This window comes from Coraliomargarita parva (assembly GCF_027257905.1).
In the GTDB taxonomy this organism is placed as follows: domain Bacteria; phylum Verrucomicrobiota; class Verrucomicrobiia; order Opitutales; family Coraliomargaritaceae; genus Coraliomargarita_A; species Coraliomargarita_A parva.
Window position 1 is genome coordinate 193813 of record NZ_JAPZEI010000005.1, and the last position, 15227, is coordinate 209039.

Consider the following 15227-nt stretch of genomic DNA (forward strand, 5'->3'; position numbering starts at 1 on the left):
GAAGATGTCAGGACTTCAAATAACTTTAATTGGTCGATATCTCTACTTTGGATTCCCGAATTATATTAGGTTTCTGACTAATAGCCCTTGTTCGGCGCTAGCCAGCGTTCGCATTCCTCGAGGCTGAGGCCTTTGCGCTTCGCGTAGTCTTCCATCTGGTCTTGGTTGATGGGGCCGACTTGGAAGTATTTGGCTTCGGGGTGGGCGAAGTAGAGGCCGCTGACGCTGGAGCCGGGGGACATGGCGAAGCTGCTGGTCAGGCTGGCGCCGGTGTTGGCTTCGGCGTCGAGGAGCTCCCAGATAATTGCCTTCTCGGTGTGGTCGGGCTGGCTGGGATAGCCGGCGGCGGGACGGATGCCGCGATACTTCTCCTTGATCAGGGCATCGTTGTCGAGTGACTCGTCGGCCGCGTAGCCCCATAGCTCCTTGCGGACCTTGGCGTGGGTATATTCGGCGAGTGCTTCGGCGAAGCGGTCGCCGAGCGCCTTGACCATGATCGAGCTGTAGTCGTCGTGGGCGTCCTCGAATTCCTTGGCAAATGTATCCACGCCTTCGATACAGCAGGCGAAGGCGCCGCAGGCGTCGGTTTGTCCGCTGTCCTTCGGTGCGACGAAATCGCTGAGCGCGAAGTAGGTGTCGTTGCCGGACTTTTGTTTTTGCTGGCGTAGGCTGTGGAGCGTGCCGAGCACGGAGCCGTCCTCCCCGTAGATTTCGATGTCGTCGTCCACTGAATTGGCGGGCCAGAGGCCGACCACGCTGCAGGCACGGAAGCGCTTCTCCTCGACGACGCGCTTAAGAAGCTTTTGCGCGTCTTCGTAGATGTGTCTGGCTTGCTCGCCGTATTTCTCGTGCTCGAGAATCTTGGGATACACGCCTTTGAGCCCCCAGGTCCAGAAGAGGGGGGAGTAGTCGAAGAATTCGGCCAGCTCGCCGAGGTCGATCTGGTCGCTGACGGTGAGACCGGTTTGGTTGGGCGCCTTGAGCTCGGCTGCGGCCCAGTCGCAAGTGAAGCGCTTGGCGCGGGCGTCCTCGAGAGGCAGCAGCGCGGTGTCGTTCTGACCGCTGGCGAAACGCTCGCGGCGCTTTTGCTGGTCGGCCTTGAGCTCGGCGATGTAGGCCTCGCGCTTGTCCGGATTGAGCAGGCTGTTGCAGACACCGGTGACGAGGGAGGCATCGCCTACGCGAACGACCGGCTGGTCATAGGCCGGGGCGATCTTGATCGCGGTGTGGGCCTCGCTGGTGGTGGCACCGCCGATGAGCAGGGGCTGGGTGAAGCCGCGCTTCTGCATCTCCGTGGCGTTGAAAATCATTTCGTCGAGGGAGGGGGTGATGAGGCCCGAGAGACCGATGATATCGGCGCCCCATTCCTGCGCTTTCTTAAGGATGGTCTCGCAGTCGACCATAACGCCGAGGTCCTTGACCTCGTAATTGTTGCAGGCGAGCACCACGCCGACGATGTTCTTGCCGATGTCATGCACGTCGCCCTTGACGGTGGCGATGAGGAACTTGCCCTGCGCGCGGGTGTTGGGATTGTTCCTCTTTTCCTCCTCCATGAAGGGGGTGAGGTAGGCCACGGCGCGCTTCATCACGCGGGCGCTTTTCACCACCTGGGGCAGGAACATCTTGCCGGCGCCAAAGAGGTCGCCGACCACTTTCATGCCGTCCATCAGCGGGCCTTCGATGACTTCGAGCGGACGTCCGTATTTGACGCGGGCTTCCTCGGTGTCGGCCTTGATGTGTGTGTCGATGCCCTTGACGAGGGCGTGCGAAAGCCGTTCCTCGACCGTGCCGCTGCGCCAATCGCTGACTACGTCAGCCGTTTTTTTTTCCGCCGCCGGGACTGCGCCGCTGCCGCCGCGGAGGAAAGCTTCGAGGACCTCGGGGTTCTTTTCCTGGGTGGCGCGTTCGAAGAGTGCGCGCAAGGTCTGCATGCCTTCGAGCATGGCGGCGTTGATGCGCTCTTCCGGTGTGCCGGAGCCGAGAACGACGCGGCCGTCCTTGATCGCTTCGGCGTGCTCGATGAGCTTTTCCGTGGCGTCGGGGCTGCGGTTCAGTAAGACGTCCTCGACCAGCGTCTTGAGGGTCGGGTCCATCTCATTGTAATCCATCAGCAGGCCGGGATTGACGATGGCCATGTCGAGACCGGCTTCGATCGCGTGGTGCAGGAAGGCGGCGTGCATGGCCTCGCGGACCGGATTGTTGCCGCGGAAGGAGAAGGATACATTGGAAAGACCGCCGCTGCAACGGGCGCCAGGGCAGCGTTGTTTGACCTCGCGGACCGCCTCGATGAAGTCGACCGCGTAGTTGTTGTGCTCTTCCATGCCGGTTGCGACGGTGAGGATGTTGAGGTCGAAAATAATGTCCTGCGGGTCCATGCCGACCGCTTCGGTCAGGATCTTGTAGGAGCGTTCGGCAATCGCGACCTTGTCGTCCTTGGTGGCCGCCTGGCCCTTTTCGTCAAAGGCCATGACGATGACGGAGGCGCCGTAGCGCATGATCTTCTTGGCCTGCGCCTTGAATTCCTCTTCTCCGCCCTTGAGGCTGATCGAGTTGACGATGCACTTGCCCTGCACGCACTTGAGACCGGCTTCGATGACCGACCACTTGGAGCTGTCGATCATGATCGGCACACGGGCGATGTCCGGCTCGGAAGCAATCAGATTGAGGAAGCGCTGCATGCAGGCCTCGCCGTCGAGCATGCCTTCGTCGAAATTGACGTCGATGATCTGCGCGCCCTTTTCCACTTGGGAGAGGGCAATCGCGAGGGCACCTGTAAAGTCGTCCGCCTTGATCAGTTTTTTGAACTTCGGGGAGCCGGTTACGTTGCTGCGTTCGCCCACATTGACGAAACCGGTTTCCCCCTGGATGATATTCAGCGGTTCGAGGCCGCTGAGGCGCTGGGCCGGTTGGATCGTAGGCAGCTTGCGCGGCTCGTATTGGCTGACCGCCTTGACCACGGCGCTGATGTGTTGCGGGGTGGTGCCGCAGCAGCCACCGACGAGGTTGACCAGGCCGTCCTTGGCAAAACCGCCGACCGCATGTCCGGTGTGGGCGGGTGTTTCGTCGTAGCCGGTCGGTGCCAGTGGGTTCGGCAGGCCGGCATTCGGGTAAACGTGCACGTAGCAATCGGCGATGCGGGAAAGCTCCTGCAGGAAGGGGCGCATGAGGTCCGCTCCGAGCGCGCAGTTCAGGCCGACGCAGAGTGGCTTGGCATGGCGGATCGAGTTCCAGAAGGCCTCGACGGTCTGGCCGGAAAGCGTGCGGCCGGAGTTGTCGGTGATGGTGGCCGAGACGATCACCGGGATGCGCTCGTCCAAAGTGTCTTGGAAGTCGGCGATCGCATGGAGACAGGCCTTGAGGTTGAGTGTGTCGAAGACGGTTTCCGGAAGGAGCAGGTCCACGCCACCCTCGACCAGTGCTTCGGTTTGCTCGTAGTAGGCCTTGTAAAGTTCGTCGTAGCTGGTGGCCCGGTATTCCGGACGGTTCACGTCGGGCGAGAGCGAGCAGGTGCGGTTGGTCGGTCCGATCGCGCCGGCCACGAAGGTCGGGCGGTTTTGCTCGGCGGCAATCTCGTCGGCTACTTTGCGGGCCAGCTTGGCGGAGATGATATTGATGTCGCGCACCCGGTCTTCCAGGCCGTAGTCAGCCTGTGCGATTGTGGTGCCGCTGAAAGTATTGGACTCGATGATATCGGCTCCCGCTTCAAAGAACGCCCGGTGGATGCCCTCGATGATGTCGGGGCGGGTAATGCTGAGCAGGTCGTTGTTCCCCTTCAGGTCGCCCTTTACGTCGGCAAAGGAGGCGTCGCGGAAATCCGCCTCACCCAGCTTGTGCTGTTGAATCATAGTGCCCATGGCCCCGTCGAGAAAGAGGATACGCTCGGCGAAGAGATCAACGAGTTGTTGGCCTTTGGCAGTGTAGGGCTTGGTCTGGATCGAAGTGCTCATTGTATTTATCAACATATCATCATATCTTGATATGTTTTGGCAAGCATAGACTTGTGCTTCTGTATTGTGACTACTTTGCGCCATGACAAGCGTGTGCCGATTAAAATGTGAAAAGTGGTTGGCGCGCATGCGGATGTGTGCACTGGTTAGGGCATGGATGTGGAGGCTCGGATTTCAAAAGAATGGCGGCGGCGTATGCTGTTCATGTTTTTCATGTTTGCCTGTCTGGCGGGCTGGTTTTTGACGGACGGCTATGTGTTTTGGCCGAAGGAGGCAGTGCGCTACACCGAGTTTGCCGAGCTGCGTAACGAGCTGGTTGAGGCAGGTCGTCTCGGCGAGGATGCACACGGCGAGGATAGCCAGGAACTTCGTTTGGCCTGGGAACGCCATGCCAGGGAGATGGGCTACAAACGGAATTTTCCGAGTGAGCGAACGGATGCCTCGATTCGTGAGCAGCGCGTGATTGGCTGGGTACTGATGGCGGGGGCTGCGATTTTTGGCGCGTGGATCGCGTGGAACCACAAATTGCGCGTGCGCGCTGAAGGAAACGTGGTGATCGGTGTGTCGGGTCAGCGGGTCGAGCTGGATTCCATTATCGCGATCGACCGGAAAAAATGGAAGAAGAAGGGCATTGCCTACGCCATCTACGAGAGCGAAGGCAAGCAGCGCCGCCTCTGTCTGGACGACCATAAATTTGCCGGCTGCGAAGCCATTATTCTGGAGGCCGAGCGCCGGATTAAAGAACGCTCCAATTCGTCCGAGTAAAACTGCCCAAGTCGCTGTTCCGTTGGCTCTAAAACGGCAATTGGAACCGGAGGGTGACCGAGCCGAACTCCTGGTTGCTGACCTGTCCCTTGAATTCGTCGGTCCGGATGGTGTGGGAGAACATCAACTCGGCGGAGCCGTAGCGGAGGCCCAGTCCGAAGATGCATTCGCCGACCAACGGCTTGGAGTCGACGGCTCCGTCGTAGTCGCGGAACAGGGGGCCATCGAGTGTGATGTCGTGAAGGACGGCGTAGCCGCGCAGGCCGCCGAAGCTGATGATGGAAAGCGGAGCGGCATCCGGAGCTTCCTGACGGAAGAGTTCGTGCCCGTAGCTGCCGACCTGAACCCGCGGTGTGGAGTAGGTGGCCGGTAGGTTGTAGCCGAAACGGATCAGGGCGCCGAGGTAGGCGTCGGTACGGAAATTACCCAGTGCACCGCCCCATTCCGTGTAGCCGTCCAACTGCAGGGGCCAGTCTTCGCTGAAATCCAGAGCTGAGAGGCGCTGCTTGTGGTCCAGATGCAGGTTCAGGGTGGGTTCGGCCGGCACCTGGCTCTTCCAGCCCTGGTAGATCGGACTGTTCGAGATGTTCTCATGAACCCACTTCTGTGTATCATCGGCATAGCTGAGGTCTCCAGTGGTGCCCAGGGTCAGGGTGACGCTGCTGACCGAGACGTCGTCCTTGACGTGAAGGGAGGTTTCGAGTCCAAGCCAGCCGGCATAGGGGCGTTCGCCTTTGGGGGCCTGATCGACTTCGTCATTGTCGGGCGTAAACATGAGCTGGCTCAGGCCGAAGCCCCAGGCGAATCGAAGCTCTCCTTCGCCCGATAGTCGCCATTGCTGGAAGGGAATCATGTCGCTGGCACCGGAGAGCCGGTACAGGCTATTGAGGAGGGAGCCGTGCATTTCCTCGTCCGGGGCAAATTCGCGGATGAATCCCACTCGGGCGCCATTGGTGTAGTCCCTGTCGGTACCGGTGAGGAGATCGTTGTCCCATTGACCGATGATCTGCCAGTTCGGCTCGGGCGCTTCGGAGGCGGCAAGGTTATGCAGAGGGAGCAGGCTACAGAGCAGTGCGGCGCAGGCGGAAATTTTCATACTCCGGATCTTTGCCTGATATCCACGCTGGTCAACCAAGCGGCAAGATGTATAACGCGCTTTAATGGAATCGATACGAGCCAAGTTTCCCCATGTCAGTGAAGCCTCCTGGGCCTTGCTGGAACAGTGGGCGGTTTTGATCAAGGACTGGAACGACAAAATCAACCTGATCTCCCGAAAGGATATCGAGCATCTGGAGGAACGTCACCTCGCGCACTGCCTTGCGATTACGAACCATCTCAAGCTGATGAATGGCGCACGGGTGATGGACGTCGGCACCGGCGGTGGCTTTCCCGGGCTGATTATGGCCATCTGCTACCCGCAGGCCCATTTCACGCTGATCGATTCCATCGGCAAGAAGATCGGGGTGGTGCAGGATATTGCGACCAAGCTGAAGCTGAAGAACGTCGAGGCCCGCCAGGTCCGCGCGGAACAGGTGAACCGCCAGTTTGACTTTATCACCGGCCGGGCGGTCAAGAACCTGCCGGAATATTTCAGCTGGATTAAAGGCAACCTGCGCCGCGGCCAGCGCAACTCGATTCCGAACGGGGTACTCTACTGGAAGGGCGGCGAGCTGGAGCCCGAACTCGAAGCAATCGGCATCCGACCGCGCCTCACGATTGATCTCCAGGAGGAACTTGGGGACGACTATTTCGAGCAGAAATACATTCTGCACTTCGACGCACGGGACGTGCCCCGGGCCAAGTCGCCCCGCTAAGCCGTATTCAAAATTTGGTGACTATTTCCCTTTGAGGAAATCGCGGCTGGCCCGCTTGAGCTTTTTGATCCGGGTCTCGTTTTTCTTGAGGTCGCGCTTGTCCATCTTGTCGATGAAAAGTTCCCCGTTGAGGTGGTCGACTTCGTGCAGGATGCAGCGGCCGAGAAGGCCGTCGGCCTCAATCACATGGGGGTTGCCGTTGAGGTCCTGGAACGCGCAGCGCACGCCGATCTTGCGAACCACTTTGCCGCGCACATCCGGAAAGGAGAGGCAGCCTTCCTCGTAGACATCCTCGTGGTCGTCGATGATGGCGACCTTGGGATTGCAGAGCGCGAGCGGCATGATCAGGTCGAGCGGCGGCTTCTTGCCGTCGAAGCTGTAGTCGAAGGCCGGTTCCGCGCCCTCCGGCGGACGTACGTCGACGACGCAGAGCTGCAAGGCTTCGTTCACCTGCTGGGCGGCCAAGCCGATGCCTTCCTCCTCGTACATGGTTTCGAACATGTCTTCGGCGAGCTGACGAAGCTCGTCGTTGAAATCGGTGACCGGCTTACCGACCTCGCGGAGGATCGGCTCGCCATAGTAGGTGACTCGTAGGCGCATCAACAACAAGGTGGAAGGGGAATCGATTGATGTAAAGCTTATGGCGTTTTCTTCATTTTCTTGCCAGCATGTTGGAATAGGAAGCCCCTTTCATCTATCTTGCATGATACCCTATGGCTGGAATTGCTAAAAAATCGTTTGTCTTTCATCTGCTCGCGTTCTGTGCGGGCCTTATTGGGGGACCTGCTGTGCAGGCCGCACCGGTACAGGCCGAGCACGCCCGGGTTGAATTGGTTTCCGAGGCGGATGCAATCGTTCCCGGGCAGGTGCTGAATCTGGCCCTGCATTTTGAACTGGAGGAGCACTGGCATATCTATTGGAAAAACCCCGGAGCCAGCGGCCTACCGGTCGAAGTGGTGTGGGGGCTGCCGGAGGGCTTTGTGGCCGGACCGATTCAATGGCCGTCACCCGAGCGGATCGAAATGGCAGGCCTGATCAATTACGGGCATGAGGCTGAGGTCACCTTCATCGTGCCGGTGGAAGTCCCGGCAGATTATCCCCAGGGGCAAGCGGTCACGCTTTCGGCCGAGGCCTTTTGGCTGATCTGCAAGGAGGTCTGCCTGCCGGGGGAGGCGTCGCTTGAGCTTGAATTGCCGTCCGCCGGCAGTGCATCGCCGTCGAGCCATGCGGATTTGTTTGAGGCCGCCCGTTCGAGCCAGCCGGAAGCCAGCGGTCCGTGGACAGTCCGCGGCGCGATCGAGGGGAATGAGCTGGTCCTTGATCTCGAAAGTAGCGGAGCGCCTTTGCCGGCCGACCTCTATTTCTATGCCGGCTCGGAGGGCATCGTGGACCCGAATGCCGCCCAGTCTGTCGCCTTTACCGGCGAAGCGACCCTGCGTTTGCGTGCGCCCCTGGACACGCCGTTTTTTGACCGCGAACGGCCGGATCGGATCGAAGGAGTCCTGCAAGCCGAATCCGGTAACTGGCAGGTCGACTTTCCCCTCGGTCTGGACGGTCAGCCGAAGGTCTCCGGAGGTGCCGGTGCCGTGGGCAAGTACATGCCGGAGTCGACCGGGTTGGAGGGGGCTTTGCTCAAATTGGGGATTCCCGGATGGCTGGCGCTTGCCTTTCTCGGAGGCCTGATCCTGAACATCATGCCCTGTGTCCTGCCGGTACTTTCCCTGAAGGTGTTTTCCCTGTTGAAGCATGCGGGGCAGACGCGGGGCCAGGCTTTTGCCCATGGATTGGGATATACCGCCGGGGTGGTCTTGAGCTTTCTCGCTTTGGCCGGCGCGCTTTTCGCCCTGCGCGCCCTCGGCGAGCGGATTGGCTGGGGTTTCCAGTTACAGAGCCCGGGCTTTGTCGTGGTGCTGACCCTCTTGTTTTTCCTCTTTGGTTTGAACCTGATGGGTGTTTTTGAGCTGGGCACGAGCCTGGTCGGAGCGGATACCAAAGTCTCCCAACGCAAGGATCTGGCCGGTTCATTCGGCATGGGGATTCTTGCCGCAGTGGTCGGCGCGCCCTGTATGGGGCCGATGGTCGCTTCGGTGAGCGGCATTGCGGTGCAGGCCAGTGTGCCGACCGGCCTCGCCATTTTCGGTACCATGGGCCTGGGCTTGGCTTCGCCCTTCCTGCTGCTCTCCATTTTTCCGAAGCTGGTCGCTTACTTGCCCAAGCCCGGGGTCTGGATGGAAACTTTCAAACAACTCATGGGCTTCCTGCTCATGGCGGCGGTCCTCTTCCTTGCCTGGGTGGCCGGTCGTTCCGGTGGGGTGGACGCCGTGCTGGTCCTTCTGATTATGATGCTGGCAGTGGGAGTGGCCGCATGGATCTATGGACGCTGGGGCGCTCCGCACCGAACCAAGCGATCGCAGCGGATCGCTCTGGGGAGTAGCATTGTCCTGGTCATCGGCTCGGCCAGCTGGGCGGTTCGTTCGGTCGGGGCCAGTTACGAGGCAAGCGCCGCGCATTCCGATGTGGCCACTGAGGATGGCATCTGGGGCGAGTGGTCCAAGGCGCGGGTTGAGGCCGAGCTGGCGGCCGGGAATCCGGTCTTTGTCGATTTTACCGCGACCTGGTGCCTGATTTGCCAAGTGAACAAGAAGGTGGCCCTGCATACCTCTGCGACCGAGGCGCTCTTCGAAGAGCGGGGAATTGTGGCCCTGGAGGCGGACTGGACCCGTTATGATGCGGCCATCACCGAGGAGCTGGAGCGTTACGGCCGTTCCGGGGTGCCGCTGTACCTCTTTCTGACACCGGACGGTGGAACCACTGTGCTTCCCCAAAGTCTGACAAATGGAATCATTCGGGATGCGGTGGAGAAGGCGCTGCCTGCCCAATGATCACGAAATCCTACCAAGTACAAAGCATAATGAAATACACACAAAAACTACTACTCGCAGGGTGGATGGCCCTGGGGGCGGCCTCCCTCGGCGCCGCAGTTGAAACCGGCAGTGCGGCTCCGGATTTTACCCTGACCGACACGGCCGGTGCGGAGCACAGCCTGTCTGATTTTAAGGGCAAGTTCGTGGTTCTTGAATGGACCAACCATCTCTGTCCTTTCGTCAAGAAGCACTACGGCGAAGGCGATATGCAGGCGCTGCAGCAGGAGATGACCGGCAAGGGGATCATCTGGCTGCAGATTGTCTCCTCCGCCGAGGGAAAGCAGGGGTATGTCACCCCGGAGGAAGGTGAGGCCTTGCGGCAGGAGAAGGGCATGCACTCGACCGCGATGTTGCTCGATGCCGGCGGCTTGGTGGGGCAGATGTATGATGCGCGCACGACACCGCACATGTACCTGATCGACCCTGAAGGCACCTTGGTGTACCAGGGTGCGATCGACAGCATCAAGTCGACCCGCAGCAGTGACATCGAGAAAGCCACCAACTATGTAAAGGAGGCTTACGAGAGTGTCCTGGCGGGGGAAGTGGTGGAAAACCCCAGTACCAGTCCTTACGGTTGTAGCGTGAAATACTAGGAGTTGAGCTCTTTCTTTCAAAAAGCCGGGCCGGTCGCCCGGCTTTTTTCTGCTTCATCTTCGATTAGCGGGAAAGAACTGGGTTGGACTTCGTGTCATAGCTTGCCTGAACCCCTCCGTCCCCGCTTTGCGTAGCCACCTCCCCTCGTTGAGAGGAGGAGCTTTAACTTTTATAGCTCCACTGAGTCACTCGCGATAATCCAAGCTCCTCCCCTGTCTGCAGGGGAGGGGGACCGCAGAGCGGTGGAGGGGTTGCAGGCGCATTGTCTCGCCACAGCCATGGACCTTCCGCTCAATCGACGATGAGCTTGAATAGCACGGACTTAATGAGGGGAATTGAATATTTGGGCCTATAGAGGCTTTGGACGGTAGTGGCTGCTTTAGCTGCCATATTATGTCCTGCAGGTGCGTCGACTTGCTGGCGACTGAAGTCGCCACTACGGATCATTGCCTTTAGTCCGTGCCATTCACGATGAGCTCTTTTATTGTCCGGCCGGGGTGGCGGCCACTTCCGGTGCTTTGTGCTTTTCATCCGGAAGGTTGGCGCTGAGCCAGTCGAAGAATGTCCGGGCGGAGGCCATGGAGGCTTCGATCGGATAGCCGCCGGCTGCCCGGACCATGGCGCTTTCCTCATGCTCGAAGGTACGCACCAGAACCTTGACCTCCGAGTTCTTCAGGTAGTCCAGGGTGAGTTGGGCATCCTGGCGCCGGCGCATCGAGCAGAGTACGACTTTTGCCTCCCGGGCATGGGCCAGGCGCAGCATGTGCTCGTCGGAGCCATCCCCCTGTATGCAGGGGATTTTCTGGGCAATGAGTTTACGGATCACCCCTGCGTCATCATCAAGGACCACGACTTCGAGGCCATGTTGTTTGAGGGTATGGACCGTACTTGGGCCCGCCCGGCCATAGCCCAGCAGCACCGCATGGCCGCTCATTTCACCGCAACGCGCTTCGCCCTTGCGGTAGCGCGGGTGCCAATGCATGAGGCTCCAGGCGATCTTCTCGCGGGAGAAAAACGGGGTCAATGTCATGGTCGTCACCGTGATGAAGGCGATCATGGAGAATAGTTCCGGGCTGATCTGACCGGATGCCAATCCGGTCAGGGCCAGCAGTAGGGAGAACTCGCTGGTCTGGGACAGGAGGATGCCGGTCTCGATTGAGGCCCGGGTGGTATAGCCAACGGCTTCCGCGACGATCGCGACGATTGTGACCGTGACAAGGACGAGCATCGCGATGAAGATCAGGCTATGTCCCAGCATTTGCGGGCTGGGTAGCGTGAGGAAGGCACCGATACAAATGAAGAAGAGTGCGAGGAAGAAGCCCGAGAGCGAACCGAGCATCCCGCGTACAAGGCCGTTCATGGGAAATGCGGAAAGGGCAAAGCCGGCAAAGAAGGCGCCGACAAGGAAGGGCAGTTCCAGTAGGTGGGCCATGCCGGAAAAGGCGAAGAGCATGCTGAGGGCGCCGAGCATGAGTTCTTCATCGTCGAGCTTGTGGCGACGTGTGACCCAGGGAACGAACCATTTGTGGACCCCGAGGGAAAAGATGCCGAGGGCGATCGCATTGGCGACGGAGTGGATACTTTCCAGCCAGCCCAGCGGTGCTTTGAGCAGCGCCACCATGATCAGGACGATGAAGATGTCTTGAAGCAGCAGCACGCCGAGGACGAGGCGCCCGAAAGGTTCGAACATCTGGCGCCGGGTTTGGAGGTGCCGGACCGCGACCAAGGTCGAGCTGGCGGAAAGTGCGCAGCCGACATAGAGCGCGGTTGTGAGCTCGTAGCCGAGCAGGAGCGCGGTGCAGACGCCCACAAATCCGAGCATGAAGAACTGTGTGACGGCCACGATCGTGACCGGCCTGAAGCGTCCGCGCATACGGCGGGGACTCAGTTCGGTTCCCGCAGTGAAGACCAGCATGGCGAGCCCGATTTCGATCACTTCGCTGAGGAGTTCGTCCGGAATGTCGAATTCGCTACGGTTGGCTAGGAAGCGGAGTCCGACACCGGAGAGCATGAGCAGGGGGATGGCGGGCAGGTGCAGGGCCTTGGACAGGCCGAAGGCAAGGGCGGCTGCGACCAGCAGGATGGCAAAGGCGGTCATGTCTGAATCAGCCCCTCCTTGGCCAGCACTTCGCGCTGTTCCACGACCCCGTCGAGGGCGGGCATGAGCAAATAGTCGGTATCGAGGTCGATCAGGTCATCGACGACGGAGACGTCAAAGGCATGGATGGCGCAGGGCACATCGGCCGATCGGCAACGGTAGGCCAGCAAGTGGTTGGTGTCCTCGATCTGCAGGGCGGAGATGACCAGGCGGGCTCTGCGAAGCCCGATTTCCTCGAGCAAGGATTCGTACTCCACATTGCCGATCATGGTTTCGGCGGGTTCCAGCCCTTCCAGTTTGAGCGGGTCGGTGTCGATGGCCAAGACCTGCTCGCCCCGCGCGCAGAGGCCCTTGACGATGGCACGGCCCATCGCATTCATGCCGACGACAATGACGTGTCCCTCGTGGTGCTTCGATTCCTCCGGGTCGGCCTCCTGCTTGGCTTTGAAATAGCGGAGCACTCCGGTGAAGCGGAAGGCTTTGTACAAGGGCTCGCTGTAGATGATGAGGTAGGAGGAAATCGCTATGGTGAAGATCCCGACAAAGCCGCCCAGCGCGACAATCTGGCTGCTGATGAGCCCACTGGCGGCCCCGAGAGCGAGTAGGATGAAGGCAAATTCGCTGACCTGTCCGGTGGCGACGCCGGCTTGGAAGGAGGTATACTCGCTGTATCGCAGCCGGCTGAGGATGGTGCCGACAATGATGGGCTTGAGGACGAGCACGAAGAGGCTGAGTATCAGGGCCGGTTTCCAGATCGAACTAAAGGCGCCGAGGTCCATTTTGATCCCCAGTGTGACCAGGAAGACCGCGATAAAAAAGGTCATGAGCGGGTGCAGGCGCCGGTGGAGGTCTTCGTGGATGGGCAATTGTGCGATGGCCAGGCCGGCCAGGAAGGCGCCGATTTCCAGGGAGAGGTGGAAGACGTGCGCCAGCAGGACGACGAGAAAGCACCAGCACAGTGCCCAGATGAAGACGGTATCGGGCGAGCGGGCGGCCCAGCGGAATGGGCGGGGGAGCAGGTATTTGGCGGCGAGGAGGGAGGCGATCAGGAGGACAGCCATCCCGCCGAAAGCGGTGCCCAGGCTTTTCAGGATCTCCATCATGTCGAATGATTCGCTACTGCCGCCCAAGCCGCTGAGAATCGTGAGGCCTAAGATGACCACGATGTCCTGGGCCAGGAAGAGGGCGATGGAGATACGGCCATAGAGCCGGTTGACCGTCCCTTTCTGGTCGAGCAGCTTGATCACCACTACCGTGCTACTGAAGGTGACGGTCGCTCCGATAAAAATGGAGGCCAGTGGTTCAAACCCAAGCAGGAGGGCCAGGCCAAAGCCACCGAGAGAGGTGATGATCACCTGCAAGCCCCCTAGCAGGAGAGCGACGCGGCCGAGGTCCTTCACTTTTTGGAGGCTGAGCTCAAGGCCGACGAGGAAGAGCAATAGGGCAATGCCGAGCTCGGAAATCAGCTCCAGCGAGTGGTCCAGTTCGACCAGGTGCAGGGTGGGCCCGAGGACCATGCCCGCGAAAATGTAGGCCACGATGGAGGGCATTTTGACCAGTTTACCCAGAAAGGCGAAGCCCGCTGCCGTAATGACTATATAGCCGAGTTGGAGCAGTAGTTGAAGGTCGGGCGGGTGCATTCGTGCTTGATCAAAACGGAGGCTCTTTCGTGTAGCAATAACCGTACGAAAGGATTGTTCATCTATGCCAAATAACAGGAGCGACGCTCATTTAAGTAAAGTAGGAAGCCAAGGTCTTTCGTTTAGATTTTGTCCTGCAGTTGCCCGCCGGATGCCGTCTTTCCCTGTAGCCGTTCCAATACTTCACCCAGCAGGTAGATCGAGCCGGTAACGAGAATGATGTCGCCGGGCGCTCCGAGCGTGCAGGATTGGGGCTGTGGAAATAGCTGGTCGACATTCGCGTATGTCACCGGAAGTGGACTTTCAGGGGGCAGGCAGCTGGCCAAATATTCGCGGGTACAGGCACGGGGTTGCGCCGGCTCCACGAGGTGTAAACTGCCCGCATAACGGGCGAGGACAGCCATCAGGCTGCGCCCGCGGTCCTCCCCGAGAGTCCCGGCAATGATGTGCGGCTTCTTCCCGGTCGTTTCGACGAGTCTTTGCAGGTTCGCTTCCAAGGCCTCGGCTCCTTCCGGATTATGGGTGGCGTCTAAAATAAGGGTGCGCTTGTCAAGTGAGAGGCGTTGCCAGCGTCCGGCCCATTCGATGGCACGGAGTGCCTGTTCCGATTTTGCCGGATCCAGCGGGAAGCGTTTCTCCAGCAAGCGGCTGGCGAGTGTTGCGACGGCCGCGTTCCAGCGCTGGTGTGCCCCTTCCAGATTGGTTTCGGGCAGGCTTTGTTCGTTGAAATACTCTGTTACCGTGTAGACCGGGCATGCGCGTTCTGCTGCGATGCTCTGGATCTCCGTGTCGGCTTCGGGGGGCAGGCGCCCCAGCACGACTGGGATTCCAGGCTTGAGAATGCCGGCTTTTTCGCGGGCGATCTTGTCCAGGCTGTCGCCCAGGATGTCGGTGTGGTCGAGACTGACGGAGGTGATGATAGTCAATGCCGGGTCGACCACATTGGTGGAATCGAGGCGTCCGCCGAGGCCGGTTTCAAGGATGCCGAGGTCCACCTCCGCCTCGGCGAAGCGGAGAAAGGCCATCGCGGTCATGAATTCGAAGAAGGACGGGCTGTCGTCGGGGTCGCGTGCGCCCAGTTCCTCTGCGACCGGCTTTAGCTGCTCGGTGTACCGAAGGATGGCCGCTTCGCTCAAAGCCTGGCGGTCCACCTGTACCCGCTCGCCCAAATGCAGCAGATGGGGGGAGGTGAACAAGCCGGTCCGGTAGCCGTTGGCCCGGTAGATGGCTTCGAGCATGGCGCAGACGGAGCCTTTGCCGTTGGTGCCGGCGACATGGAGGATGGGAAAACGCCGTTCTGGATGGCCGAGAGCCTCGACCAGACGGCGCATCCGTTCGATTCCGTATTTGGAACCACGGTTCCTCAGGGAGAAGAGGTACTCGCGGATTTGGGCGTAAGTGGACATTGCGGACCAGCGTGCCGGCCGTTGAATTTGCCCGCTTGA

The 15227-nt window shown here is 60.0% G+C and carries 10 protein-coding genes; 4 read left to right on the forward strand and 6 right to left on the reverse strand.

From position 1 onward, the window contains the following. Positions 1–77: 77 nt before the first annotated feature. On the reverse strand, positions 78–3947 hold the full coding sequence (locus O2597_RS09210) for a methionine synthase (RefSeq protein ID WP_269524198.1): 3870 nt from the start codon (positions 3945–3947) through the stop codon (positions 78–80). Between the two features lie 204 nt (positions 3948–4151). Between O2597_RS09210 and O2597_RS09215 the strand changes: the two genes are divergently transcribed. Beyond that, positions 4152–4712 (forward strand): hypothetical protein, encoded by a 561-nt coding sequence (locus O2597_RS09215; RefSeq protein ID WP_269524200.1) that lies wholly within the window; start codon positions 4152–4154, stop codon positions 4710–4712. A 28-nt stretch (positions 4713–4740) separates the two neighbouring features. Here O2597_RS09215 and O2597_RS09220 read toward each other — a convergent pair whose 3' ends face one another. Continuing rightward, positions 4741–5808, reverse strand: coding sequence for a lipid A deacylase LpxR family protein (locus O2597_RS09220; RefSeq protein WP_269524202.1), 1068 nt, complete (start codon positions 5806–5808; stop codon positions 4741–4743). A gap of 64 nt (positions 5809–5872) precedes the next feature. Here O2597_RS09220 and rsmG point away from each other — a divergent pair, with 64 nt between their 5' ends. Next, positions 5873–6526 carry a 16S rRNA (guanine(527)-N(7))-methyltransferase RsmG gene (rsmG, locus tag O2597_RS09225; protein WP_269524204.1) on the forward strand — a complete coding sequence of 218 codons (654 nt, stop codon included), beginning with the start codon at positions 5873–5875 and terminating at the stop codon, positions 6524–6526. A gap of 21 nt (positions 6527–6547) precedes the next feature. Here the strand turns inward: rsmG and O2597_RS09230 are convergent, their stop codons facing one another. Beyond that, positions 6548–7126 (reverse strand): peptide deformylase, encoded by a 579-nt coding sequence (locus O2597_RS09230; protein ID WP_269524206.1) that lies wholly within the window; start codon positions 7124–7126, stop codon positions 6548–6550. A gap of 113 nt (positions 7127–7239) precedes the next feature. Between O2597_RS09230 and O2597_RS09235 the strand changes: the two genes are divergently transcribed. Together O2597_RS09235 and O2597_RS09240 are read left to right on the forward strand one after the other, a co-directional pair. Continuing rightward, a complete protein-coding gene (locus O2597_RS09235) occupies positions 7240–9408 on the forward strand; it encodes a protein-disulfide reductase DsbD family protein (RefSeq protein WP_269524208.1) in 2169 nt (722 codons plus the stop codon). A 29-nt stretch (positions 9409–9437) separates the two neighbouring features. Next, positions 9438–10043 (forward strand): redoxin domain-containing protein, encoded by a 606-nt coding sequence (locus O2597_RS09240; RefSeq protein ID WP_269524210.1) that lies wholly within the window; start codon positions 9438–9440, stop codon positions 10041–10043. A 482-nt stretch (positions 10044–10525) separates the two neighbouring features. Here O2597_RS09240 and O2597_RS09245 read toward each other — a convergent pair whose 3' ends face one another. The 3 genes from O2597_RS09245 to O2597_RS09255 all read right to left on the reverse strand — a co-directional run bounded on the left by O2597_RS09245 (position 10526) and on the right by O2597_RS09255 (position 15188). Beyond that, positions 10526–12142 carry a cation:proton antiporter gene (locus O2597_RS09245; RefSeq protein ID WP_269524212.1) on the reverse strand — a complete coding sequence of 539 codons (1617 nt, stop codon included), beginning with the start codon at positions 12140–12142 and terminating at the stop codon, positions 10526–10528. Continuing rightward, the gene (locus tag O2597_RS09250; protein ID WP_269524214.1) at positions 12139–13782 is read right to left on the reverse strand and encodes a cation:proton antiporter; all 1644 of its coding nucleotides are present in this window, start codon (positions 13780–13782) and stop codon (positions 12139–12141) included. Before O2597_RS09250 ends, O2597_RS09245 begins: the two co-directional genes overlap by 4 nt. A gap of 122 nt (positions 13783–13904) precedes the next feature. Continuing rightward, positions 13905–15188: a bifunctional folylpolyglutamate synthase/dihydrofolate synthase gene (locus tag O2597_RS09255; protein WP_269524216.1), complete on the reverse strand. Its 1284-nt coding sequence runs from the start codon at positions 15186–15188 to the stop codon at positions 13905–13907. Positions 15189–15227: the final 39 nt, after the last annotated feature.